This window comes from Flammeovirga sp. EKP202 (assembly GCF_014534745.1).
GTDB lineage: Bacteria > Bacteroidota > Bacteroidia > Cytophagales > Flammeovirgaceae > Flammeovirga.
Window position 1 is genome coordinate 17,642 of sequence record NZ_JACVVP010000047.1, and the last position, 26,497, is coordinate 44,138.

General features: G+C 34.1%; 15 protein-coding genes. 6 read left to right on the forward strand and 9 right to left on the reverse strand.

Annotated elements, in window-relative coordinates:
- Positions 1-12: 12 nt before the first annotated feature.
- The gene (locus IC221_RS22510; RefSeq protein ID WP_052444220.1) at positions 13-1,389 is read right to left on the reverse strand and encodes an FtsX-like permease family protein; all 1,377 of its coding nucleotides are present in this window, start codon (positions 1,387-1,389) and stop codon (positions 13-15) included.
- Positions 1,390-1,868: 479 nt separating this feature from the next.
- Between IC221_RS22510 and IC221_RS22515 the strand changes: the two genes are divergently transcribed.
- From IC221_RS22515 to IC221_RS22525, 3 genes are all read left to right on the forward strand, one after another.
- Entirely contained in the window at positions 1,869-4,502 is a 2,634-nt protein-coding gene (locus IC221_RS22515; protein WP_188171106.1) for a WG repeat-containing protein, read from the forward strand.
- Positions 4,503-4,811: 309 nt separating this feature from the next.
- On the forward strand, positions 4,812-6,263 hold the full coding sequence (locus tag IC221_RS22520) for a sodium:proton antiporter (protein ID WP_223241463.1): 1,452 nt from the start codon (positions 4,812-4,814) through the stop codon (positions 6,261-6,263).
- Between the two features lie 181 nt (positions 6,264-6,444).
- Entirely contained in the window at positions 6,445-7,464 is a 1,020-nt protein-coding gene (locus IC221_RS22525) for a gliding motility lipoprotein GldB (RefSeq protein WP_188171108.1), read from the forward strand.
- 419 nt (positions 7,465-7,883) lie between these two features.
- Here the strand turns inward: IC221_RS22525 and raiA are convergent, their stop codons facing one another.
- The 6 genes from raiA to IC221_RS22555 all read right to left on the reverse strand — a co-directional run bounded on the left by raiA (position 7,884) and on the right by IC221_RS22555 (position 12,729).
- Positions 7,884-8,198: a ribosome-associated translation inhibitor RaiA gene (gene raiA, locus IC221_RS22530; protein WP_188171109.1), complete on the reverse strand. Its 315-nt coding sequence runs from the start codon at positions 8,196-8,198 to the stop codon at positions 7,884-7,886.
- Between the two features lie 188 nt (positions 8,199-8,386).
- Positions 8,387-9,277: a tyrosine-type recombinase/integrase gene (locus tag IC221_RS22535; protein ID WP_188171110.1), complete on the reverse strand. Its 891-nt coding sequence runs from the start codon at positions 9,275-9,277 to the stop codon at positions 8,387-8,389.
- A 215-nt stretch (positions 9,278-9,492) separates the two neighbouring features.
- On the reverse strand, positions 9,493-9,687 hold the full coding sequence (rpsU, locus tag IC221_RS22540; protein ID WP_044203046.1) for a 30S ribosomal protein S21: 195 nt from the start codon (positions 9,685-9,687) through the stop codon (positions 9,493-9,495).
- Between the two features lie 134 nt (positions 9,688-9,821).
- Positions 9,822-10,898 carry a potassium channel family protein gene (locus tag IC221_RS22545; protein WP_188171111.1) on the reverse strand — a complete coding sequence of 359 codons (1,077 nt, stop codon included), beginning with the start codon at positions 10,896-10,898 and terminating at the stop codon, positions 9,822-9,824.
- Positions 10,899-11,096: 198 nt separating this feature from the next.
- Entirely contained in the window at positions 11,097-11,759 is a 663-nt protein-coding gene (locus IC221_RS22550) for a rhomboid family intramembrane serine protease (protein ID WP_188171112.1), read from the reverse strand.
- Entirely contained in the window at positions 11,746-12,729 is a 984-nt protein-coding gene (locus IC221_RS22555; protein WP_044203052.1) for a PhoH family protein, read from the reverse strand. Before IC221_RS22555 ends, IC221_RS22550 begins: the two co-directional genes overlap by 14 nt.
- A 243-nt stretch (positions 12,730-12,972) precedes the next feature.
- Between IC221_RS22555 and dacB the strand changes: the two genes are divergently transcribed.
- Positions 12,973-14,316, forward strand: coding sequence for a D-alanyl-D-alanine carboxypeptidase/D-alanyl-D-alanine-endopeptidase (gene dacB / locus IC221_RS22560; protein ID WP_188171113.1), 1,344 nt, complete (start codon positions 12,973-12,975; stop codon positions 14,314-14,316).
- Positions 14,317-14,506: 190 nt separating this feature from the next.
- Positions 14,507-17,686 (forward strand): tetratricopeptide repeat protein, encoded by a 3,180-nt coding sequence (locus tag IC221_RS22565; RefSeq protein ID WP_188171114.1) that lies wholly within the window; start codon positions 14,507-14,509, stop codon positions 17,684-17,686.
- Between the two features lie 104 nt (positions 17,687-17,790).
- Here IC221_RS22565 and IC221_RS22570 read toward each other — a convergent pair whose 3' ends face one another.
- Entirely contained in the window at positions 17,791-19,908 is a 2,118-nt protein-coding gene (locus IC221_RS22570; protein ID WP_223241461.1) for a hypothetical protein, read from the reverse strand.
- 38 nt (positions 19,909-19,946) lie between these two features.
- Here IC221_RS22570 and IC221_RS22575 point away from each other — a divergent pair, with 38 nt between their 5' ends.
- A complete protein-coding gene (locus tag IC221_RS22575; protein WP_188171116.1) occupies positions 19,947-21,128 on the forward strand; it encodes a hypothetical protein in 1,182 nt (393 codons plus the stop codon).
- Here IC221_RS22575 and IC221_RS22580 read toward each other — a convergent pair.
- Positions 21,113-26,413 carry a C25 family cysteine peptidase gene (locus IC221_RS22580; RefSeq protein WP_188171117.1) on the reverse strand — a complete coding sequence of 1,767 codons (5,301 nt, stop codon included), beginning with the start codon at positions 26,411-26,413 and terminating at the stop codon, positions 21,113-21,115. The genes IC221_RS22575 and IC221_RS22580 overlap by 16 nt on opposite strands.
- Between the last annotated feature and the right edge of the window lie 84 nt (positions 26,414-26,497).

Consider the following 26,497-nt stretch of genomic DNA (forward strand, 5'->3'; position numbering starts at 1 on the left):
TTACAACAGTTGCTATCTACCTGCGTTTTTCATCGCATTTTTGGCAGGAATAATTGAAGCAAAGACCGTGATAGTAGTGACTGTTAGGCAAATGATTAGAAAGTCAATCCATCTGGTTTCAACAGGGTAAGCATCTAAAATACCATTGTTAGCTCCTGTACTTATCCATTTGAATTTTTCTTGAGAAAAACAGAAGACATATCCTGAAAGCAAACCAAAAATGGCACCTGACAAGGCGACTAGCCCACCTTCAAATAGGAAAATTTTACCAATCATCTTATTCGTGGCTCCCATTGATTTCAAGATGCTCATGTCATGTGCTTTCTCAATAGATAGCATTGCTAAAGCGAAGAAAACATTGAAAGAGGCGATACCTAAAATCAACGCAAATGTTCCATAAGTAAAAAACTTCTCAATTTTTAAAGCCCTTAATACTTGAGCTTGTTGTTCAGGTCTAGTTTTAATGATAAAGTCATCTCCCAATACTTTTTGAAGGTTACTTTTGACTTTATCCGCTGTATATTCGTCTGTTGTTTTAATTTCTAATCCAGTTCTTAGGTTACCATAATTCAAAAGAGAATTAGCAAATTCTAAAGAAACAATAACGGTAGCCTGATCAAATTGAGGTTCAGCTACAAACACTCCCCCTGCTTGAATTATCTTTTTATTAAATGCTTTTCCAGGGTCTAGAGATGCTTTTCCTTTTCTTTTTGGATACCAAAATTGAAGCGGGTACATACTGTCTCTTAGTCGAAGCCCTAGCTCCTGATATACTCCAGAACCTACCAAAACATATCTTGTGTCATTACTAAAAAGTTTGTTTGTTCCTAAAACAACGGTAGTATCAATTTGAGTTTGAAGTGCAAAGTTTTCACTTACCCCTTTCATCGTTACTACTTTCTGTTTGTTGTTGTAAAGGATCAGAACTTTATCTTCAATTACTTCAGTTATGGCTTTTATTCCTTCCACGTTTTCTATTTCATTACGAAACGACCAAGTGTAAGGAAATGACTTCCCTTCGGCAGGAATGATTTTTAACTCAGGGTTGTGTCTATTGAACATACCCGTCAACGTTTGTTCCATTCCATTAAATAATGAAAGTACAATAACTAGTGCAGCAGTACCAAAACCCACACCAATCATCGCAATATTAGATAACGTTTGTATGAAGTTTTGTTTAATAAATCGTTCTGCTAATCCTTTATACGTCCTACGAATCCGTTTTGGGGAGAATGTAAAAAGTACTCCTATGGCCTTTCCTAAAAAGATAATTAACCCAAAAGACATTTGAACCACTAATACAATGAGCATTAGAGGGATGCTTTTGATATTTCTTTGAGATAGGAAATATCTTTTTGCTACAAAGAAAGGTAGTCCTGATTTCGACATTTACTTTTTTATTAACTTCGTCACAAAGTTAAGCGTAGAGTTTAATTCTTAACAACATTGTAGTAATAACTTCACTTGAAAGTTGAAAGTTTGTAATTATTGTAAAGAATAATAGAGTTTTCAAATTAATTTGTTCGATGTAGGGGGGCTTAAGCTTAGAGGTAAGCATTTTTAACGCTGATCTTCGGAGAGTAGATACAATATGCCTAGTACTATTTTGTGATAATGACAGATTAAATTGAAGAAACAGACATCATTATTATTCCATTTTTTTGTATTGTAATTACAAAAAACAAAATGGGATTATCTATTAATTACTTTTGACTTAGTACTTACTCGTAGAATATCTTAACTTTGGGGCTATAAATAGGTACGGGGTAACGGATAGTAATAACGAAATATTATTATCGAACAATTTAAACTAAATAGCAATCAGACAAATCTTGGATAAAGTATCACCTTATTTAGGAATTAGAAAGATGAAATTTTACTTTCTACTGCTACTTTTTTGTGCTTGCACTAATACGCTTTTTGCTCAAAATGTAAAATCATTTTGGAAGCTATTGGAAAAAGAGGAGTATATCAAAATTGAAAAAAAAATACAAAAGGTAAGAAATGCTGAAGTGACAGATGCTGTTTTGCAATCTTACTTAGGGCTTTATTTCTTTTATGTTCCCAAGGTCTCTAACTTAGACTCAGCTTACTATTATTTTCAAAGTGCTGACACCTTATGGAATGCGGCATCTGAAGATCAGATCAATTCTTGGTCTAAAAGCTATGTGACTGAAGATTCTATTAAAAATTGGATTCAGAATGTAGAAAAAACGGGTTTTGATCAAACTTTAGATAGTATGACAGAACTAGGTTTTGCTGCTTATATTCAAAAATTCCCACATGCCTTATACATCCCTAGAGCTATTGAACTTAGAGACAGCCTTGGTTTTGAAAATGCTAAAAAAGAACATAGTTATAATGCTTATGAGGCTTTTGTAAGAACCTACCCTGAAGCAAAACAGGCGGAAGAAGCACAGCATCAATATGAGCTATTGGTTTATCATTCTAAAACAAAAGATGCGGATGAAAAGGTTTTAGCTCAATTCTTATTAGAGCATCCTAATAATAAATACAGAGAAAAGGTAGAAGGTCAACTTTATAAATTAAGAACTGAGAATAGATCTAGAAGTGACTATGAACAGTTTATCCGAGACTACCCCCAAAGTATTTATGCAGATTCAGCAATTGCCCACTTGTGGTATTTTTCAACTGTAAAAGATAGTATTTTAACCAATTACCCCACTTGGTCTGAAAAAGAATACTATGGATCTGTTTTAAATGAAAAGGAAAGAGTATTTCCTGTTTGTAGAGACGAGGAGATTATTTTTATCGATGCAAATGGTCATGCTTATCTTGAAGGAGACTTTGTAAGTGCATCATCAGATTATAATTGTCATGGTACAGCAAATACCTACTTTGAGGTGACAAAAGAATCTGGAATGGGTTGGGTAGACCGAAAAGGTAAAGTAGTTGTAGTGTGTCAGTATGAAGAAATAATACCATTAGAAGAAGGGTTGGTGAGTGTGAAAAAGAATAATCAATATGGTATTTATGCTCTAAATGAGGGGGAATGGATGCCTACTATTTATGATCAAGTATTGAGAGTAAGTAATAGGTTATTTGGTGTAAGAAAGAAGTCGCGTTGGGGAGTGATTTCATTAGAAGGCGAAATTAAATTTCCTGTTGAAGCGGGGCAATTGATTCATATTTCTGATAATATGGTATTGGTGATGAAAAAAGGACGATGGGCCAGTTATACAGAATCAGATATTTTTGAAAATAATATTTCTACTGCGGACTCTATATTCAAGTTTGAAAGCTATAAATTATTGAAAGACCAATGGTATGCACTCTCAGAGGCCGGTAAGTGGTCTATTTATTCTCCTAATGGAAAAAAATGGAGTAAGGGAGTGACTTTTGATGAAATCAGAGATACATCGAATGAAGAAGGTTGGCTGGTAAGAAATGACTCTTTATGGCAACTGATCAATTATGACATGAAAATCAAAATTGATTCAATGCTTCAGCCTGTCTTGGTTCAAGATAAAGGTGTGATATCAAAATGGAAGGGTAAGTGGAATGCTTATCAATGGGATGGCTCAAAAATAGGAGAGCATGATTCAGACACTCTTTCTTTTTTGAATCAGGAGTTAGATTTATTGATAGAGAAAGAAAAAAAATATTGGGTAAAGTTTTTTCAATCAGAAAAGACCTTGTCGCTTCAGAAATATAAGGACTGGAACATTACACATATCCAACAAGACTCATTAAACCCTGCTTTTTTATCCGTTAAAAGTAAAAGGAATAATAAATATGCTTTATTGAATGAAAATGGGTCTCAGATCATGACACCCCAATTCAGTAAACTAAATGTATATCAAGAGGGAGTGGTGACGGCAAAATATGGTTCTTTAGAATATCTTTATTCTGTAAAAGGAAAAAAGATTTATAATGAGGGATATTCGTCCATAAAATATGACAATGGCGTATTTCACTTAAAATCTAAAGGGAAATATGGTTTATTTGTGCCTGATTCTTCTTTTAGGATTCCTCCAATTTTTGATGAACCTTTGCAGAAAACGCACTTGAAAAAGGAAGGAGAACAATTATGGATGGGTAAAAAAGCTGGAAAATATGGTTTACTTTCTCTATCAAATGCCAAAACAGCAAGGCTCTACTATGAAAAGATGAAACCTATCAATAACGGATTAGCTTTTGTATGGGAAGATGAGAAATGGAAGTTACTAGACGTTGTAAACAATACTATAGCTTTAGAGTGTGAAAGTTATGAATTATTTGCACTAAGTGATGACCAATTTTGGATCCGATACGTAAAGGAAAATAAGTTTGGAGTTTACACTTCAAAGTTTGGAGATGTAATATTCCCTGAGTTTGAATCTATAGAAAATATGGGGGATATTCAACGCCCTTTATTTATTGGTAAACAATATATACATCAGGCAAAATTAAACATACTACTTTATATGGATTTGCAGGGTAAAGTTGTATTTCAAACAATATTAAACGAAAATCAATACAGTAAAATAAAATGTGAGTAATTATCTACGATTAACGTTTCAGATCTAAAAAGAGGTTAAAGAATTGTTAAAACTATCTTAATGAACTCTCTTAAATAGATTTATTGAATTTTATCATTGTTTTGAGTTCTCTAAATTTTCTAAAATAGCATTGCAGTTACAGAGGATAAATATTAAAAGAATACGAGAATTTCAACTTATGCGATTGGCGTTCAAGTAAATACTAATTAAAAACAACAATCTTTCTAGTTGCATCAAGCATCAAGTACGATATAATACACAATTATGAAAAAGAAATTATTACTTCTACTTTTGTCGATTGGAGTAGGTATGACAGTAGGAGTAGCTCCAGCCCTAGCAAGTGGAGGAGGTCATCCAGAGGCTGCTGCCTGGTCAGTTATTCCGTTTGCAACATTATTGACGATGATTGCTACAGGACCACTTTTTTACGAAAAATTTTGGCATCATAACTATCCAAAAGTAGCGGTAGGTCTAGCATCGGTTGTAGTGCTGTATTACATTTTTGGTTTACACAATACTCACGCACCAATCCATGCATTTTTTGAGTATTTCCAATTTATTGCCTTGCTATCAGGTTTGTATATCGCTTCAGGTGGTATCATGATTAAAGTAGATAGAAAAGGTACACCAATGGTCAATACTATTTTACTGGTATTTGGAGCGGTAATATCAAATATCATTGGTACAACAGGAGCTTCAATGCTATTGATTAGACCATTTATGCGTCTAAACCAACAAAGACTTCAACCTTATCACATTGTATTCTTCATCTTCATTGTGAGTAATGTAGGTGGAGCATTAACACCAATTGGTGATCCTCCATTATTCTTAGGTTTCTTAAAAGGTGTGCCTTTTGAGTGGACATTAGTACACAGTTTACCAATGTGGGCTTTCGCTATTGCAGTTTTAGCATTGGTTTTCTATTTCTTTGATAAGCGTTTCATCAACAAAAGAAACTTGTTGCATGTTGGAGAAGAAGAAAAAGAGTATACAAACAAGGTCAATATTACTGGTTCTAAAAACTTTGCATGGTTAGCTGTTTTAGTAGGTGCAGTATTTTTAGATCCTTCTAAAATTGGTTGGTTACCAGGTATTCTTCAAACACATGATGGTTTTTCTATTGGATTCCTTGCGGACTTAGAACATCATGAAGGAGCGACACTATTTTCTTTCATTAGAGAAGTAATCATGTTAACAGTAGGCTTCTTATCTTTCAAGTTAGCAGATAAGGAGGCAATCAATGGTAACGAATTTAACTTTGAGCCAATTCGTGAAGTAGCCTTTATCTTCATTGGTATTTTCGGTACAATGATGCCAGCACTTGAGTTAGTTGCCAACTTTGCGAAGTCTCCAGAAGGTGCAGCATTGATCACACACAATTCATTGTATTGGGCAACAGGTGCTTTATCAGGAATCTTGGATAATGCTCCAACATACCTGAACTTCTTTACTGCTGCAATGGCCTCTAAGGGTGCTGATATTGGTGTAGTGAAAGACGTGATTGACTTTACAAATGGTATTGTACAAGGATCTCCAAACGCTGAAGCTATATTAGAGCTTACAGCGATCTCAGTGGCAGCGGTATTCTTCGGTGCAATGACTTATATTGGTAACGGACCTAACTTTATGGTGAAATCAATTGCTGAACAATCAGGTGTAGAAATGCCTTCATTCTTCGGTTATATTGTACGTTACTCATTACCTATCTTACTAAGCGTATTAATCGTTGTTTGGTTAGTATTCTTTGCTTTTGCAGGATAATATGCTTCTGAATTTTTATTCAGAACTTTAAAATATGTAAGCGTTATCATGGTTTTCCGTGGTAGCGCTTTTTCTTTTTTAGAGGAAATAATAAATCCTATTCACTACTTTTCTCTTTGTACTTGTTTATATTTGACCGCTAAATTAATAAATCAAACGGATCGGATTTTTTATGAGAAATATGTATTCCCATTTTTTAGTAGGAGTGTTGCTGTTATTGACTTTTGTAAGTTGTAATAATGATACTGAAAAGGAAGTTCCTGATGTATCAGATATTGAAGTCAATGTAGAAGTAAGGAGGCTGGAACAGGAAATTTTTGCTTTGAAAAGCAAGGATGAGATTGTAAAGTATTTGATTGAAAATCCTGAAATAGAACATAAGTATTTCCTACAAGCGGGACTTTATCCTTCAAGAGCCTATTTGGTCGATGCACTTTGGGATTTTAGACAAAAGGTAGAAAATGATACTTTGAAATTAGATGCAGATAGAATTTTCGGAGATTTCGAGAAGCAAAAGAAAGAGTTTGAACAAGCATTTAAATATATAAAATACCACTTCCCTGATTTTGTGCCACCCAAAATTTATACTTCAGTTTCAGGCTTTGCCAATTGGGGTTTCGGTGGTGACGTCATTGACTTTGGTGATTTTATCGTGATAGGTCTGGATTACTTTGAAGGTGAAACGGCAACTTATAGAGTACCTGAGGTACCTAATTATATTCTAAAGCGTTATTCTCCGAACTATTTAGTTCCTTTTACTATTCAAATCCTTTCGAACCGCTTTAATAAGGTGAATGCGAATGATAGAACTGTCTTGTCACATATGATTGCGTGGGGAAAGGCTTATGAGTTTGTAGATGAAGTATTACCTTATGTTCCAGATACTATCAAAGTAGCGTATACTGAGCAGCAATTGGTAGAAGTCAATTACAATGAAGGATATATATGGTCTCACTTTGTTGAAAATGAGCTCCTGTACAAGTCTGAGCGTATGGCAGTGAAGCGTTACGTTGATGATAGACCCACAACATCAGAAATATCAGGAGAGAGCCCAGGAAGAATTGGAAGGTGGTTAGGTTGGAGAATTGTTGGCAGCTATATGAAAGCGAATCCAAAAATTACTCTCTCTGAATTAATGGCAGACGATAATGCGAACAAGATCTTAAGACAATCAAAGTATAAACCACTGAGTAGAAAATAGTCTCGCTAATTTTTTGATTTTGAACCTAATATTACCCTTTTAAGCAAAGAAATATTAGATTACTCTAAACAATCTTAAAGGATTAGTATGTGTCTGTAATAATATTTAGTATTGGTAAACGAGGAATATTCAGCGTTTTATCCTCGCCTTATTGAAGTACTTTAATGCTATTTTGATAAGGTGAGCACCAAAGAGCTTATTTTGGTGGACATTTGATTTATGTCAATGTTGAAAAAATTATTTATATCCTCGTTTACTGAGCCTCCCCTATTGTTTTGCAGTATGTGGAGGTTTTTTAGTTTGTAATATGTTTTAAACTGCAAAATAAAAAAGGCAGTCCATCTTACAATGAACTGCCCTTTAGCATCTTTTTATATTGAACTTTTAGCCTCGTTTTCTACAAATGAGGTGGTTTGAGCTTAAGCTCCTGATTTATCTAAAAGTTTTTCTTTATATTTTTTTACTTGGCGGCGTAAAGATTCAGTTGCCTCATCTGTTGCGGCTTCAAAAGATACACCATGCTTCTTAGCAACTAGAATATCTCCTGGAAGATGTAACTTGATTTCAACTACCTTGTTATCTCGACTGTTGTCACCATTTTTTTCTACCCTTAGGAATACTTCTCCTCCTGTAAAACGGTCATAAAAAGTTTCCAATTTATTAATTTTAATCTCAATAAAATCGATTAATTTCTGATCTGCTGTGAAATGTATTGATTGGATGTCGAGTTTCATATTCTTACAGTTTTATGTGTTATGAAAAATTTTAACTGTGAAAAGATGCTGTACAATTTTCTCATTTGTACAAAACAATGTGTCGTATAACACCCTGCTAAAAGTATTAATTTTACCGTTTATCTTATAATCTATATTACGGCTTTTTTCCAACTTGGTTGTATGAATTTACAACATTTTTTCAGTATTCAAACCCTTTTTTTCTTTGCTCTAGGGTGGGCTTGTGCATGTACTTTTTTCATTCTTTGGAGCGAAGAATGTGTATATATCTGAGTGGCAGAAAGATTGGCATGTCCAAGTAGTTCTTTTACGTCATTTAAGGCTGCTCCTTTTTCTAAAATATTTGTTGCAAAAGAATGTCTTAAAATATGTGGACTTTTTTTTCCTGCTGTTGTATTCACCTCCAAATAGTGCTTTACAATGCTGTAAAGTTGGCTGTACTTCAAGGTGGCACCATCTTGTAGTAGGAATAGATCGGGGTTTTGATGTTCTTTTCTATTGCTAAGGTAAGTTTTAAGTTGTTGTACTAATACTGCGTGTAGAGGAACGATACGCTCCTTATCACGTTTTCCTAAGACTTTTACAGTATTTTTATAAAAGTCTAGATCTTTGACTTGTATGCTTAATAACTCATTTGCTCTTAATCCAGTTCCATAAAGGAACTCAAAAATTAGTTTATCCCTTATTCCATCAAAAGAGTCGTCAAAAACTTCTCCATTGAGCATATTATCCATTTCTTGTGGTTTAACATACTGAGGGATTCTTTTCGAGGTTTTTAATACATGTAAAGTCTTGGCAGGGTCAATGTCTATGATACCACACTGTTTTAAGTACTTGTAGAAGCTTTTTAGAGAAGTGCTTTTCCGATTAATACTTCTTGGGCTTAAATCTGCTTCCATTAATGAAGCTACCCAAATTCTAACTTCCGCTTTTGTTGCTTTTTCGAGTGACGCATTTCCATCTTCTTCTTTCAAAAAAGCTTGGAACTGTTCTAAGTCAATTCTATAGGCGGTGAGGGTATGGGAACTTACTTTCTTTTCAAATTCTAGATAAGTTAAAAAAGATTGGAGTATTGTCATATAAATATACCTGCTGTTCGTACTCGTCGAAAACTCTATTCATTTTAATTTATGAATCTCAAAATACTAATTTATTATTACTCAATACACAATTATATTCCGAAGAGTACTTGCGTCTAAATTACACTTAAAATTTAGAATTTGAAAATTTTTTAAAGCAAAAAGCCTATCAATTCTAAAATTGATAGGCTTTCGTTGAGAACTCAAAAAAGAGATTAAGCACCTTGCTCAGTTCTCATTTTGATTTTGTAAGCTGTTTTGATAGCTTTTTTACGGTCAGCTACTGATTGCTTCTCATAGTAAGCACGTGCACGTAATTGACGTAATACTTTTGTTCTCTCAAATTTCTTTTTGAAACGCTTAAGAGCACGGTCGATAGACTCGTTATCTTTTACTTTAATTTCGATCATTATATTTTCCTTTTAATAAGGTTTTTTCAAATTCAATTCATGATTTCGGATCGCAAATATAATCAAGTTTTATAAAAAAGGAAAATGATTTGCAAAAATAATCAAGAAGATTTCTAAATGATTCTTATTGATTGTCAATCTTGTAGTACAAGAATTTCCCTTTCAATCTCCTTCCAAGAGAAGTTGGAATAGGTCGCAATCGACAGCATATCCCCCTTATTGAGTACAGTATCAGGGTTTGGACAGGCATCTGTCTTGCCATTTTGTATTAAAGCGATAACATTACATTGCTGATTTAGTATCACGCTGGCCTTCATAATTTTTAATTGAAGATCCATCCATTTTATCCCATCTAGGCTATTAATTTCCACCGTGACAGGGTTGGCTCCTTTGGTATTATATAATAAATCTTCAACGACCATGGCCGAATAAGGGTCTTGACACTCTTGTACAATGGCTAAAACTGAAAGGTCGGCATTAATATAAGTCGCATCATTATCATCGAACATCCAAGTATTGGCTTTTTCAACCAATACAAATAAAATTCTTGTACCATCAGTGACAAAACGTTCCAATAAATCAACCGTTGTTTTCGTTGCTCCATCAGCAGAGGAAACATTGGTAGCATTGGGAAACACAATGATCGTTTTATTTTGATTGATGTTTGCGTTCAAATAAGTGCTTTTTTGTAAAGGACAGCCTTTAACAAAGTGTATGTTAGGTATTTCTTGAATTTCTAGGGGTAATGATTCGATATTATTATCGACAAAACATATCCCAACATCTTTTTCAATAGCTCTTAACTCTTCAATAAAATTTTTAGCGATGGCAGTGGCTGGGAAGTTAAAGATTACATACCCATCTTTAAATGGATTTTTCATATAGCCTAATTTCTTTTGTGTTTTGTGATATTCTTTATAATCAAATACAGCACTGAACATTGCTCCAACAAATGCAATACTAACAGTACTTAGAATCATTGTAATAATTCGTCCAAATAATGTTTCCGCAGGGCGATTACCGTAACCAACAGTGGTGGCGGTTTGCCAGGTTTGCCAGATGGCTTCATTCCATGAAACTGCTTCAACATATTTAAATAAAATAGCGAAAGCAGCATTTATCAGTAAAGTATATATAATAATCCGCTTTACTCTACCGTACTCTTCACTACCTCTATGGAGTCTAAACTTCCGAAATAAGTTGAAAATCATATCAAAATTTGATTGTCGTTTGACTTTATATATTAAAGTGGTGTGTTATACACCTTTTAATCATCTACTTATTTTAAAATAAAAACCTTCATCTAAAAAATATAAGTAGGGTACCTAAATATAAGGTACAAGATTGAGGAATGAATACTTAATCTATTCCTAAATAGGTAGCTTAACTCTATTTAGGAAATAACATTATTAGCGTTGACTGTCTTCCTTTTCTTTATAGTTATACTTGAAACCTTTGTTTTCTAAGTTTCTATAACCTTCAAATGAAAAATCATCTTCTACTTCCAATGTTTTTTTTCTTGAAAACTCCGTTTCCACATGTCTGTAATAGTAAGCAAGTACACAACCTACAATGAAACCTGATAGGTGAGACTCCCAAGAAATACCTTCTTCATTAGGAACTAGACCTACAAGCATACCGTGGTTGAGGACGGCAATACAAAGTGAAATAATAAGAGACCCAGGATTTTTCTGAAAAATGCCTATGAAAAAAAGGAAGGAGGCAATACCATAGATCACACCACTTGCACCAATATGAAAGGACGGTCTAGCAAAGAGCCAAACCATAATGCCTGTATATAAGGTAAGCTGTCTTAAGACTTTTGAAGCAATTTTTGGGATAAAGAAATACAGTGAAAAACAGAGGATGGCAAATGAAACAGTGTTAGAAAAAAGATGTTTGAAGCCACCGTGAATAAAAGGATGGAAAAAAATCCCAAAGATCCCTAATCGGTTACGGGGATAAATTCCAAAATGAAAGAGATCGACTCCTAAAGACCATTCAATACTCTTTAGGAGCCATGCTACAGCTATTAATAATAAAGTAATTTTAGCTCCTTTATTTATTGTCATTCTTAGCACTCTCTTTTTCTTCTTTCTTTCTATCTTCCACTTTTTTGTAAGCAGAAATAATACTTTTTACTAATCTATGTCTTACAACATCTTTTTGGGTAAGGTGCATTACTTTAATGCCTGGCACATTAGAAAGTATTCTTGATGCTGTTACTAACCCTGATCGCTGTCTTGGAGGTAAATCAATCTGAGATTCATCACCCGTAATGACCATTTTTGAGTCCGGTCCCAAACGAGTAAGCAACATTTTCATTTGCATCTCCGTTGTGTTTTGTGCTTCATCTAACAATACAAACGCGTTAGAGAGCGTTCTACCTCTCATGTAGGCTAATGGTGCAATTTCAATGACTCTATTTTCCATATAGAACTTTAATTTTTCTGATGGAATCATATCATCGAGTGCATCATAAATAGGTCTTAAGTAAGGATCAACTTTATCTTTTAAGTCACCTGGTAAAAAACCAAGGCTTTCACCTGCCTCAACAGCAGGACGAGAAATGATAATACGTTTTACTTGCTTATTTTTTAATGCTTTTACTGCTAAGGCAGTAGCCACATACGTTTTACCTGTACCTGCTGGCCCAAGAGCAAAAACGAGATCATTTTTCTTTATGGCATTGACTAGCTTTTGCTGATTGCTTGTTTTAGGTCGGATTGCAATTCCTTTTGCTCCGTAAAGTAATATTTCATCTTTAATGTCCTCATCATGTAGATCTGCATTCATTTCTACATAATCTAAAACATTATCTACAGTCACCTTTCCAAACTTTTTATAATGAATAAGTAATTCATTAATGGCTTTGTGTACCTTGATAATTTCAGCACTCGTACCCTGTATACGAATCTCATTTCCCCTTGCTATGATTTTACTATGAGGGAAAGCTGTTGATAATTCTTTGATATTACTGTTGTCAACTCCTAAGAAATCAACCAAAGTAACATCTTCTAATGGAATTACTTTTTCTATCAAATGTTTATGTATTTAATTTTTGTGATTTTGCTATTTAATCGACTTTGAATTAGTTACAAATAAATAGTTTATACTAACTTGTTTCAAATGTCAAATTTACCGAGAATTTGCGAGATAAACGAAGTAAACATGAATACTAATCTAATTAAATCATCCTTTCTCACAGTCAGTAAGATATTATTTTTTAATCTAATTCTCCAATTTTTGTTTTCACAAGCTATAGCCCAAACTAAAAATAAAATTTTGGAGGAGGAATTTCAGAAGTTTTTGGCTCATGAATGGATGAAAGGAGCTTCTGTTTCTTTCCATGTAAAATCAATTAAAGGCAATGATTTTGAATTTAAATATGATGAAGACAGAGCTTTGACTCCTGCTTCAATCACCAAATTATTTACAACTTCAGCAGGATTATTTCAGTTAGGAAAGGACTTTCAATTTGTAACAGGAATCAGTTATACAGGCGATTTTAAAGACGGAATTTTAGATGGAAATTTAATTATTCATGGGGGAGGAGATCCTACACTTACATTAATAGCGTTAGACAGTGCAGTGAAAGCATCTTTACCGGCATTGAAAGAAATTAAAGGTGAAATTATAGCTGATGCCTCATTGTACGGTACAAGAACTACACCTCCCAATTGGGTTTGGGAAGATTTGGGTAACTACTATGGAGTAGGGGCCGCTTCTTTAAATCTAAATGATAATATGTTTAAGCTTTATCTTAAAACGGGTGCAACAGGTACGGTGGCTACGATCAATAAAGTAGAGCCTCACCCTCCTTACCTTAATATTACTTCTGAAGTAACTGCTGGCGAAAAAGGAACAGGAGATAATTCTTTTTTATTTTCATCACCTTATTCCAACAGTCATATTATTCGAGGAACATTACCACCTTACCGGTCTAACTTTAGAGTGAAAGGGGGAGTGACAGACCCTGATTATCATGCTATCTGGATGCTAGCAGATACACTTAGCAGTCAGGGAGTTATTGTTAGTAAAGAACGTTTGAGAGTGGAATATAGTAAACAAAAATTATCTTCATCAGAAAGAGTTGGTGAGGTGAAATCAAAACCACTTTCTTGGATAATTGATAAAACAAATAAAAAAAGTATCAATCTATATGCGGAATCCGTTGCAAAGTACGTTAGTAATGAGAAGACAAAGTCAATTGTAGCAGATAGTATTACTTATTCTATCTTGAATAAATTAGATTCTATTGGTGTCATAACCTCAGGAATCTACTTGGAAGATGGAAGTGGACTCTCTCCGTTTGATGCTTTTTCAGCTTCAAATATGACTTCTGCTTTAGAGAAGATTTACAGTACTCCTCAGTATGCAACTTTTTACAACTCCTTAGCGGTGACAGGAGTTTCGGGGACTTTGAAATATTTTTGCCGTTATAATCAGGCGAAAGGAAAGGTATACGGTAAAAGTGGTTCTATGAGGAGAGTGAGAAGTTATGCAGGCTATATCAATACGAATAGTGGCGATATATTAGCATTTACGATAATAGTAAATAACTTCTCATGTAAAAGCAAGGTAGTGAGAAAAGCGATGGAGCCGATACTAGAAATATTGGTAAAATAGCATTATTCTAATATTTTATTGAATTAACGTGTAATATTTACAAATAAAATTTAAGCAAAAGCTTTGTACATAGCCTTGATGTTATGTACATTTAAGAATATTCATAAAACCGCCTTTATTTTTAAGTAGATCACCGCTATTGGTTTTTTATATATAGGTATTATCAAGAAGATTTAGACTAGCAAGGTTTATGTTAACAAAAAAATTAGCTCGTTTAATTTTAGTACTTTTTGGATTTCTGTTCATCTCTACTCAGTCTTACTCACAAGACATCAATGAGTTGAAGTCCCAAATATCGACGCTTCCTAACGGAAGGACTAAAGTTGATAAATTAATCCAGTTAGCCCATTTAGAATTAGACAAAAGTAATTTCACATCAATGCAAGAGAGCATTGATAAAGCTTTAAAGATTTCCGACGAGGTAAATTACAATCTTGGTAGAGCCAAGGCATTGATGATGTATTCAACAATGCACAAGCTCAGAAGAGATTTTGATGTTGCGATAGATTATGGTTTAAAAGCCATTAAAATCTTTGAGCAAGAAGATCAAGATATACCTTTGTACGACGCCTACGGCGAGATGTGTTTCTTGTATCAAGATTGGGGTATTTACGAAAATGCCATCGATTATGAGAAGAAAGCATTGAGAGTAGCCGAGCGTATGAACGACCTAGAGCGTCAGACTGAGATATGGTACCTTTTAGGTAACTCTTATCTTTTGCTGAGAAACTATGATGAAGCTTTAGTGTACTTCCGCAAAGGTGCTGAATACTACAAAGGGCAATACGCTCTCAATAACAGAAAAGAAGATCTTCAATCTTATAATAACGCTTTATCCAAAATTGCTTCAATAGAGATGAGAAGAGGCAATTATGAAATTGCTAAAGACGTAAACTTTGAAATTCTTTCCCATAAACAAACCCTAGGTGATGAAGAAGGTACGCACGTACCACTTAACGATATTGGTTACTGCTTCCAGAAATTAGGAAAGAGTGAAAAAGCTCTTAAGTATTTCCAGGATGCATTAGCCGTGAATAAAAAGTTTGGTAAACCTGACGTTCAGAATACTACCCTACTGATTAATATTGGTACTTTATCCAACCAAAACCTTCGTCATAATGATGCCTTAAAGGCCTACGATGAGGTATTGAATATCAGAATCAAACAAGGTCAACCTGGTCCAATTGCACAAGCTTATTCGTATAAAGCAACTGTATATCAAGGACGTGGTAGTTTTGCTGAAGCACGTAAATACTTTAATAAATCTTCGGAGTATGCACGTATGGCAGGTGATTATGAGCAATTGGAAAAGAACTACAAGAAAATTGCGAATAACTACGTAAGAACAAATGACTACAAGAAAGCCTTTCAAGCAATCAGTAGCTTGAATGTCTTAAAAGATAGTATCATTGGTGCAGAGAGAAGACGTTTGAATGAAATTACTGAAGCCAGAATCGCTGCAGAACAAAAGGAAAAAGAGATTGACCTTTTGATCATGGACCAGAAAGTGACGGAAGCTCAAATGAAAAAGTTAGCAGAGGAAAATGCCCGTAAAGCAAAAGACCTTGAGCTTTTACAACAAGAGCAGTCATTGAAAGAGTTTCAGTTGAAACAAAATGAATTAGAGAAAGATAAAAAAGCACAGGAATTACTAATTACTTTGAATGCGCTTGAGGCAGAGAAGAAATCAAAAGAGATTGATCAATTAGTAAAAACCAAGAAGCTGAATGAATTAAGACTTCAAGAAAATGAAATCCGTACTCGCCAAAGAGAGCAAGAATTAGAGCTTTTGGAGCGTGATAAAGAATTACAGGAGAGTAAGATCAAAGAGGCTGAAACAATGCGTAAGGTTTACATCATCATGATGGTGTTACTCTTTGTGGTAATTGGTGTAATTGTAACGGGCTACATTCAAAACAGAAGTAAAAACAAGAAGCTTGCAAATAAAAACGATGAGATTTTAGGTCAGAAGATGGAGATCGAAAAACAAAGAGATGCTCTTGAATCTGCTAAAACTCAAATCGAGAAAGCGTACGATAACATTCAAGTCTTATCAGAATTTGGTCAGAAAATTACTGCGATTCTAGATTTAGAATCTATTAACTGGACGGCTTATGCTTATGTAAATACTTTAATGGATGCTGCTGTATTCGGTATTGGTATTTACAGAGAGAAATATGATAAGATTGAATATATCAACTTCCTTGAAAATGGATTGAGCTTACCATTGTTCAGTTATGACATGGATAAGAAGAACAGCCTTTCGGTATTATGTTATAAATCAAGTGAGGAAATTGTAATCAATGATTATGATAATGAGGTAGAAAATTTCTTAAGAGAAACTCCTGATTTTAAAACATCGGAAGTTCCTAAATCATTAGTTTACCTACCATTGATCACTGAAAAATCACTTGGTGTATTAACAGTTCAAAGTTACGATAGGAATGCATATTCAAGAAATGAGTTGAACATCTTAAGAACACTAGCTTCCTATGTTGCTATTGCCTTAACGAATGCGAATGCTTATCAAGAAATTGAAAACCAGAACAAGCACATTACAGATAGTATTCGTTATGCTCAAACTATTCAAAGAGCCATTCTACCATCGAATGCTAAGATGCAAACAGGTTTATTAGAGAACTTTATTTTCTTTAAGCCTAAAGATATTGTATCAGGTGACTTCTATTGGTTCTCTAAAATTGATGAAAGAAAAGAAAATTTAGCATCAGTCAATTTCTCTAAAAACGACGTTGCTGAAAGAATATTTGTTGCTGCACTAGACTGTACAGGTCATGGTGTACCAGGTGGTTTCATGTCAATGATTGGTAACACATTATTAAATGAAATCATTAATCAGAAACAGGTTTACGATCCAGCAAAAATTCTTGACATGTTGAATGAAGGTGTAATCGACGCCCTTCATCAAGAAAACAAGAGTAATGATGACGGTATGGATGTTTGTTTGTGTATGATTGAAAGAACATTGACAGGAGAAGATCGTATCGTATTCTCTGGTGCCAAGAGACCTCTTTATATTATGGAACCTGGAAGTACTGAAATGTTAGAGTACAAAGGTGACAATAAATCAATTGGTGGTGTGCATAAGAGAAAGTCATCTAAGATCAGTTTCTCAAACACTGTAATTGATGTAGTGAAAGGGTCTTCTATTTATCTTACAACGGATGGTTTACAAGATCAAAATAACAAACACGGTAAGAAGTTTGGTAAGATTAAATTAATCGAAATGCTTCAACAAAATGCTGACAAGCCAATGCTTGAACAAAAATCAGCTTTAGAAAAAGCATTAGACGAACATATGGGCGTTATTCCTCAACGTGATGATATTACTATTTTAGGTTTACGATTATAATAAGCCTTTTATAGGAGGAAATAGAAAAAGTACCTTATTTTTAAAAATGAGGTACTTTTTTTATACAATTTTTTGAATGGTATTAATCCAAGAAAAGAAGGTTTCTAGTCACTTTTTTCGTTCATAGGTATTTTGTTGATAGTCAGATCATCAAATAGAATGGGTTGTTCCCTCATTTTATCTTTTTCTGGAATATCGTATAGTTTTTCATGCCAGTAAACATTCTTCTCACGACGACTAATTAAGAATACCTTTACAGGCGATGTGTTATTTATAGGTTTAAATTTTAATCGAAAACCTCCCCATTTTTCATCCATATAAGTAAAATACCCTCTAAGGCTTTCTTGTGCTAAAACTTGATGACCTTGTTCAATTTGAAGCGAATTCAAGTAGAGACTATCCATTTGATAATGTTTCACCCAAATGCCAAGGTTATAGTGAAAGGAAGTATCAAGTTGCAGTTGGTTTTGTTCATAAAGTAACACCTTTCCGTGAGTATTACCGATTTTCACACCATGACTTAGAAAACCTTCATCATTATTTTCATGTTCAAAACTTTCATAAATAAGAGCTTTACTGATTATAGAGTCATAATTCACCTCACTATTAAAAAAATCTTTGGTGTACCCCTTGTAAAGTTTTATTTGATCTAATTCTCCAATTTCTACTAAAGGTATATTATTTGGAAGTTGCACATTCTCTTTGGCCTTTATAATTAGAAGAGAATCATTCTCATTAAAATATTGTTTAAGAATGTTTTTGTGATGAGGGCTTGGTAAGGTAAAGAGTTGCTTTAAGTTTTCTTCAACATAACTTAATCTAGACAGGTAAGCATTGATTGAAGGAATACCTGTAGTGTAGACTAAATGATATTGTTCAATAGTCATTTGATCTATTTCAGCATTAGTCACATCGGCTTTGAAGTGAAAAGGTACAGCTAATATTGAAGAGTATTTCTCTTTTAATGAAGTATAGTTTTGTAATGGAGATCGGTATTGAAAAGGGTTTGAGAGGGCATCAATGTTCTCTACTATTTTTTTGTTATACTGAATACCTTCAAATATACCAACACTAAGTAAGGGTATTACTAATAGTGCAGAGTAGTATTTATTCTGATAAATAATAAATGGAAAAGAAATGCACAAGTAGGCTACCCATCCAAAACGTTGAAGATCCCGGAGTTGTTCCAATTGTGGAATTGATGTTAGAACAACTTGAAATTTTAATGGAATGGAAGTGCCATAAAAAATATAAGCAAGCCCAAGGAGTAAAAATATATTATATTCTATTCGTATGAACTTTCTTAATGGTTTACGGTTTTTTAGCATTGCAAGAATGACAAGAATGCAACTTACCCAAAACCAATAATTGAACTGTAGAGATTCATGTATTACAATGTCCTTTTGTAGAATGTTACCAAAAAAATGGTTCAATGTGATTTTAAAGTCAAATAGTGCTAAAGGGTGTTTTGTTCTCCAAAGGTGATTGTCTATGATAGAAACACTTAAAGAATAAATAATTGTGGGAAGTGTTGAAAGTATAAAACCTTGAAATGCTAGCTTTTTTTGTTCTTTTAAAAGTAATGTAATTAAGAAATAGGCGATGATAATACCACTCCAAATAGCTCCGGTGTACCCATGAATATAATATCCGAAAAGGAGGAAGAGAAGTAACTTTATTTTTTTTGAAAATGAATTATTGAATGTGACAGTTTGGTAGAGGAGAATAGGAAAGAGAATAATAAAAAATAACCCAAAGTGAAGAAGAATTCGACTATTACTAGGGCAGTTTAAGGTGATCAGCAATGCTCCTAAAGAGGCTATCCAATGATTTACTTCATAATGCTTGAAGACTTTATAGAGGTAAAAAAGACAAATAGGAAATAGTAATAGCATACTCAAATGAAGTATACCAATACTGTATTCTGAAATGAAAGGAAATAGTTTATTCAGATAGAATAACGATAAGCTGAAAATAGGCATACTATCGGTATACAGTATTGTCTCACCGAAAGGGTAGTTTGTGCCAGTATATCCAGATAGACTTCCATACTTCGCAACCCAAGCAAATAAAAAGTAATTTTTTAGTCCGTCACCATTTTTTTGCATTAAAAAAGAATTGGGAGAAAAAAGTAGATCTTGGTAAACCCAGGCTATAATGATGATTAAAATGAATAAAGATAAGAATAAAGGAATGTTTGTTGCGTTGAATTTTATCTTCAAAATAAACTATTTTAGATGTTTCTTGATCAACAAAATAAATGAATAATTTTCGGAAAATAGTTTTTCAGGCTCGTAATTATTGGATTGGTTTCCTATTATTTTCGGTTTACTCTTTCTTAAGTCTAAGGAATGGTTTATCTCTTTCTCCAGATTCATGTCATTATTTGGCTTCAGCAGAAAGTTGGAAAATACATGGGGAATTTTTAGATGCATTCGGTAATCCTAATCTCTTATGGCCTCCTTTATATTCTATATTAATTGCTATTGTAGGCTTGAAAGAAAAATCCCTTTTGGTAATCAATTATAGTTCATTACTATTTTCAATTTTTATTTGGATAAAGCTTTTTGAAAGCAAAGTATCCAGCCAATTCTTTCAAATATTTTTTACAGTACTAGTCGCATCTTCTACATCATTTATTCTTTGTGAAAAGTACATTTGGTCAGAAAGCTTTTTCATTTTATTAGTGTCACTTTATATTTTTTTTCTGACCAAATTAAAAGAACCATCCTTGAGTATACAATGGCTACTGCTAACTCTTGTAGGCTGTATGATTCCATTACAAAGGGTGGCAGGGTTGTATGTCTTAATGTTTCTTTGGATTGGAATAGCTTTAGTTTACGGAAGAACTCAAAAGCAGTATAGGAAATTATTTTTTCTACATGTGATAGTAGTTATACTTCCATTTCTATTATGGTTTTCTCAGGGTTTTGCAGGGTTAAATGTAAGAGAAGAAGCTCAATTTGATCTTGTTTTTTTGAGGAATATAATCCATGACTTTAGTGAGGTAACTAGTAGGTATTTTATCCCGACGTCTAGTAGTTTACCTTATTTATTCTTGTTTTTGCCTTTCTTACTATTAGGTCTAATCATCTTATTATTCTCTTCAAAAGATAAGAGAATAAGAGTGTCTGTTTTTGTCTATTTAGGGTATATTCTTAGTTATGTTGTAACCATATTTATAAAAAAGGCAGGAGCAGGTCCGCAGGAAGTAGAGCGTTTTTTAGCTCCTCTATATCCAATTTTTTGTTTCATTTTATGCTTTCAATTGAATATGTTTTACTTGAAGCTAAAAATAAAATGGCAAAGAAAAACCCTAGCTATTCTGTTATGTATCTGGTTGATTTATCCAATAGCTAGGGTTTCTAAAAATAGTTGGAATTATGGCCAATTGTCGAAGTATTCAGGGGTTACAATTCCTTGTGATTATCTTAATAAATAAAGCTTTCCAATATTGTGTTTGAACATGTGGTCAGATGAAGTACTGTTGTGTTTAAAATCCCCATTGTTCTTCTGTGGAATAATAACCCTGTACAAATAGACTCCATTGGCCAATTGATCGCCAAATTCGTCTTTTCCATCCCAAGCATATTCGGTGATATTATTACCTACGCGAATAGGACCTAATTCATCTTTAAAAATCTCACGTACCACTCTTCCTGTTACTGTCATGATTTGAATCTTCATTTCATTAGGAACCTCAACTCCTGTTACTTGAAACACAAACCTTACTTTATCAGAAAAAGGATTTGGATAAGGGTAAAAATTGGTAATACTAGCTTCCTTGTTGATTTCAAAGTGTATAGTAAGTCTTGGTGCCTTTCCATCAGTACTTCCATATCCAGAGTTATTTCCTGAAGGGTCTTTGGCGTTTACTTCCAATAAGTACCTGCCTGAAGAAAGCATGCCATCACTATCCAATAATTCTAGAGGAACAGATTCACTGATGCTAAAGTTGGTAATGATATGATTCTGATTATTGATACTCTCAGTTGTTGAAGAGGCGAGGTTGACTGGTACCGTTGCACCATCTTGAGGAGTAATAAAAGCTGTGATAATCGTATCATTGTTTGAAATGAGATTGTCTTCCAATGAAATGAAAGGGTTTTCGTCAATCAAACTAATATTTACATTTGCACTTGGAGAGATAATATCTCCATCAATGATACGTGTGCCATCAAAAAGTACTTCAATTAATGGATTGATAGAATCTGACGTGATATAGATATTATTAGTTCTAGAGTTATTATTGTTGTAGAAAATTTCTAATTGATTCTTATCAGAATTGGCTACTGCACTAATATTAGTTGACCCAAACAATCGTTTACTCGGGTCGTTTTTACTCCATGAATCGGTCGTGATATCTATATTTTGAGAAGTGTTAGGAGGAAGTGGAGGAAGGTAAATCGAATCCACGAAACTACTAAAAGAATTATCAACAGAGAGATAATTGACTTCAACCAATACACTATCAGAAAACGCTTGGGAGGAAATATTATGGAATTCATATTCATAAGTGGTATTCTGACCTTGCTGAAGTTTTTCTGGATTATCTGTTTCTTTTGAAATCATAACCCCTTCTGGTACGGTTGTATACGCTACTCTCCAATTGTATAATTGAGGAATCAGGCGTTGTGAACTTGTATCCATTAGATAAGTTCTCAGTGAAATGAAATCATAATTTTTGAGTTCTTTCAGAGAGTCCAAATCAATTCCATTACTTCCAGAAATACCTTTAAATGTAGAGATGGAATCAGGAGTTGAAATAGTTCCATTTTCGTCTTGAACCACACCAAAAAGAGTTGTTTCAACTTGACTGAATGGTCCCGGTAAATCGGCATTAATCCACATTCGTGAAAACTGTTTTGATGGACCAATCGGAGGAGTGGTGACAGAAGCTGTTTTTACATCTCTTTGGATGGTAAATGTTTGGTCTAATAACTCACCAGTTGAATTAGCATAGAAAACACGAGAATTACTTGGACTCATTTGGAATCTACTCCAACCTATAAAAGCTAAACCTCTTTGCGTTAAATTGGCTTGCATATCCAAAGTGTCTAAACCAATTTCGGCAAAACCTTCTAAATGTTTATGGTAGGCATCAAGTCTTGACTGATCAGTAGGTAAGTCTCCTTGGAAATCAAAGTTTCCACTCATAATCGTCAGTACATAATCACCTGGGACTATAGATTGGAATTTATAAGTAGGGTCGATAAATAATGAGTACGGACCATTTCTAGTTTTCGGAGAACTTCCGACTACATTTCCTCCTCGAATATCATTGGAATTAAACATAACTGCTACAGGAGGAAAGCCTTCTCCACATTGTAGGGGTTCCCAATCAAAAGATTGTGCTCCCTTAAAACTGCCATTTTCTTGGTCAAAAACTAAGAACAATAATTTATCTCCACTATCACCACTTCTCACACAAACTCCATCATCAAGGTAGGTTTGACCGTCTAATTGTACTTGATAAAAGTGACCATTGGTGTATGAAGCACCACCTGATTTCACATTAATAATAGCATCATCTATCGGGAAATCCCATCTTAGACTATTTTCATTACCAGTGAGGAGTGCACCATCAATTGTATTTTGCTGCATTTGGTAAATGGTGCTTTGGTTCCAACCATTACCAGATGTTTTTTTGATCTTAGTAAATGAAATCGTATGCCAATTGGGGTTAGAAACATTTTCAAGTCTTGTTCTTAAGTAATACACTGTGGTGTCAGCTGGAGTAATTTCCAACAAAGGGACATTCCATCTGAAAAGTTGTTCTTGATTATCTATTGTTTCTGTTAGAATAACGTTACTGAAAGCACTATCTGTTGCCAATTGAAATAACACGTCTTTTTGTGACTTCTCAATACTATAATCATATGCATAAATTGAAATTTGATCGTCATGAACAACAGCATTATTTTGAGGGAAAATAATAGCGACATTTTCACTAAAGAAGTTTACATTCACTGTAGCAGAATTATTGAGAAGGTTTAATTCATCGATTGTTGTTATCACTTGCCCACTAGGAGTAAGTGTATCTCCAATCTTTACAGTGATTAAGTTAGAACCATTACCGCTTTGTTGATCTTCAGGAGTATTGACTACAGAAATTAAAGTGTCTATAGTGTAATAAGGAGCACTTATAGAATCTATATAAGTATTTCTTGAAGAAACTCCCGTTCCATATTGTCGATTGACTTGAATATAGAGTTTATTATTATAATAGGTATGCCCAAAGTTGTCAATTGTAATTTTTAGTTTATAAAAATCATCAGTGGCGTTGATACTATTTCCATTTTGACCAATAGCAATAATTTGATCTGATTTAACAGAAAAGTCAACTTTACTTGGTGAGATTTTGATGTATGGATCACTTTGTAATCCCGTTTGTTCTACAATAGCCTGCCTTACAATAGAAGTGCTTGTCAACATTAACTTTTGAGCTTCTAAGAGGTGGTAGCCTAAAGGTAGTCCTACTTGATTTTGGAAGAAAGCTTCATAAAAGTCGTATCCATACCTTCGGAGGTCATCTTCATTACCCAAGCCAGATTTAGCCATAAAACCAATTGCCCCTTTATCAGGTGTTTCAATCCAATCTTCACCCCATGATTTTGAAGTCGTAAAGAGGTTTCCTCCTCCACATCCTATCATGTTGATAAATGGATAGCGTCCTTTGTTTTGATACCCTTTGGATGGATCACTTGCCTCTCCAATATCTATATCAGCGGATTGAGCAGAAGAGTGACCTAAGAAAGTCATTAATGAGACCCCTTCATTGATAATTTCAGAAACATCAATGAATTCAACCGCTCCCTCATTTTCTCTACTTTGCGTTTGAACATCTCCACCTTGTAAAGTATCAATAAAAATATCTTTATAATCGTCGATTGTATTTTTAAAACTTAATTGCTGTCTAGCATCTGCTCCTCCACTAAGGTGAAGTGCATTTTTACGCCATAATGCATCAAAGGAAATACTTTCATGTTCTTGCACCTTGAAGAGGTAATTTTCGATGACTTGAGGTGTGTGTGCTGCAATTCTACCTACAGGAATTATCCCTTCCTCTTTTCCATCAAATCCCATAGTATAGGCATTATCCGCACCAGGGTATCCGTAAGTAGGGACATAATGAAAAGCCCTCGAACCCGAAAGTGTTTTTTCATAGGGATCAGCATCAAGGTCTATTCCTTTACCAAGAATAAGAATGTATTCTAGTGATTGATTTCTCAATAAATCAATACAGTTTCTAACAGCAAGAGGCGTTTGCTCTCCCCAAGAAAAAGTATTGTATAGTTTTAAAATATCTGCAACATAAACATTATTTGCTCCTCCTTGTGTACGTCGATAATCCGCATAGGCTGCAACAGGATCGCTGTAAGTAGCACTAGGTTGCATCAAGGCAGGGTGAGATATGATTAGATAATTGTAATCAAGGTTATTGGTACCAAACTCAAATTCTGCAAGTGAAAGGTTAGTAACTGCTTTTGTTGAGGAACTATAATATAAATTGACCCTTTGACCATTGGTGTTGTTTACAATTGATTGATCGCTAGATCCAATTCTATTTTTCTGCAGTAAGACAGGTCTTTCAATAGAAGTGATATCGTAGAAGTTACCACCATTATTTTCGGGTGCTGCAATGACTTTTTTTGTATCTGGGAAAAGGAAGAAAGAGAGGTCGCTTGTCGTAGAAATTGCAGAATGATTTTGAGGGTAAGTAAGGTTAAAATAAAGGACACCAATCTGATTATTATCTGATCCAGTACCATTATTTTGGTCCACCAAAAGCACGTGTGTACTGCTATTTTGAAAGTCAGAATTACTTAAAGCGATCTCAAGATTATTACTTGTTTCGTATTTAGAAATACTAATGTTATCAAGCTTTGGTACAGTAGAGTTGGATGTGTTTCCAATTTCAAAACGAATATTAGCTCCTGACCTTCTTGCTGAAAAGTTCATGAGTTTACTTTCTAATTTAAAATTGGCATCGTTCGTTAATGAAGTATAGAGGTTATTGATCCTTAATTGAAAACTGAGTTCCGATATATTTTGATTCTTATTTCTAGTGTTATAGGTGGTCCAAGAACGAGGACCTCTAAAAGCTGAACTGAATGACGTTCTATCTGACTCTCTAAAGCTAGGATTGGCCGAAGCTCCTTGACTAAAAGAGGTTCTGAAGTTAAAACTTTTTTCAGTTGGAGTATCTCTGTATGTTTCGGTATGCCAATGAAAATCTGTAGAGGTAGCGCCACTACTACTCACATTACTGGTTTGAATACGCAATGGAGAGCTTCCTGACAATGTAGAGGAGCTTAGAAAATAAACAGCTGTTTTAGAGTAAACAGGCTCATATGGGTTTACAAAATCATTTGTATTCCTAAAAAGGTGTCTGTCTGTTTCTCCATCATTAGGCTGTCCATAGAATTCTAGATAATCACCATTATCAAAACGATTGTTACCATTGTTATCTTGAATATTGATCGCTACTTCTTCTCCTCTTCGGAACATTCTTATTTCAGAAAGAAGGGCTGAGCCGACAGGATAATTAGCTCCTAGTAGATCGGTGTATGTAATTCTGTAGATGCCATATTCTCTCACTTCCATTTTGTAGAAAGTGGTATTTCTAGTTTTATCTCTCCAAGCATTAATATCAGCAACTGGAGTTTGGGAAAAAACAGAAAGGAGATTTAGAAAAAATAGAGTTACGATGAGTAATAATCGCATTGTAAACGGCAGAATAATAAATTAATAAAAAAGCGTTTTTTAAAATTAAACATTCTCACAATAATCTACTAATTTCGAACTGTT

Excerpts from the sequence above, each read along its gene's own strand:
- IC221_RS22510 (WP_052444220.1), bottom strand. The coding sequence starts at position 1,389 with ATGTCGAAATCAGGACTACCTTTCTTTGTAGCAAAAAGATATTTCCTA.
- IC221_RS22545 (WP_188171111.1), bottom strand. The coding sequence starts at position 10,898 with ATGATTTTCAACTTATTTCGGAAGTTTAGACTCCATAGAGGTAGTGAA.
- IC221_RS22550 (WP_188171112.1), bottom strand. The coding sequence starts at position 11,759 with ATGACAATAAATAAAGGAGCTAAAATTACTTTATTATTAATAGCTGTA.
- IC221_RS22535 (WP_188171110.1), bottom strand. The coding sequence starts at position 9,277 with ATGACAATACTCCAATCTTTTTTAACTTATCTAGAATTTGAAAAGAAA.
- IC221_RS22565 (WP_188171114.1), top strand. The coding sequence starts at position 14,507 with ATGTTAACAAAAAAATTAGCTCGTTTAATTTTAGTACTTTTTGGATTT.
- IC221_RS22515 (WP_188171106.1), top strand. The coding sequence starts at position 1,869 with ATGAAATTTTACTTTCTACTGCTACTTTTTTGTGCTTGCACTAATACG.
- IC221_RS22575 (WP_188171116.1), top strand. The coding sequence starts at position 19,947 with ATGAATAATTTTCGGAAAATAGTTTTTCAGGCTCGTAATTATTGGATT.
- IC221_RS22580 (WP_188171117.1), bottom strand. The coding sequence starts at position 26,413 with ATGCGATTATTACTCATCGTAACTCTATTTTTTCTAAATCTCCTTTCT.
- raiA (WP_188171109.1), bottom strand. The coding sequence starts at position 8,198 with ATGAAACTCGACATCCAATCAATACATTTCACAGCAGATCAGAAATTA.
- IC221_RS22525 (WP_188171108.1), top strand. The coding sequence starts at position 6,445 with ATGTATTCCCATTTTTTAGTAGGAGTGTTGCTGTTATTGACTTTTGTA.
- rpsU (WP_044203046.1), bottom strand. The coding sequence starts at position 9,687 with ATGATCGAAATTAAAGTAAAAGATAACGAGTCTATCGACCGTGCTCTT.
- IC221_RS22520 (WP_223241463.1), top strand. The coding sequence starts at position 4,812 with ATGACAGTAGGAGTAGCTCCAGCCCTAGCAAGTGGAGGAGGTCATCCA.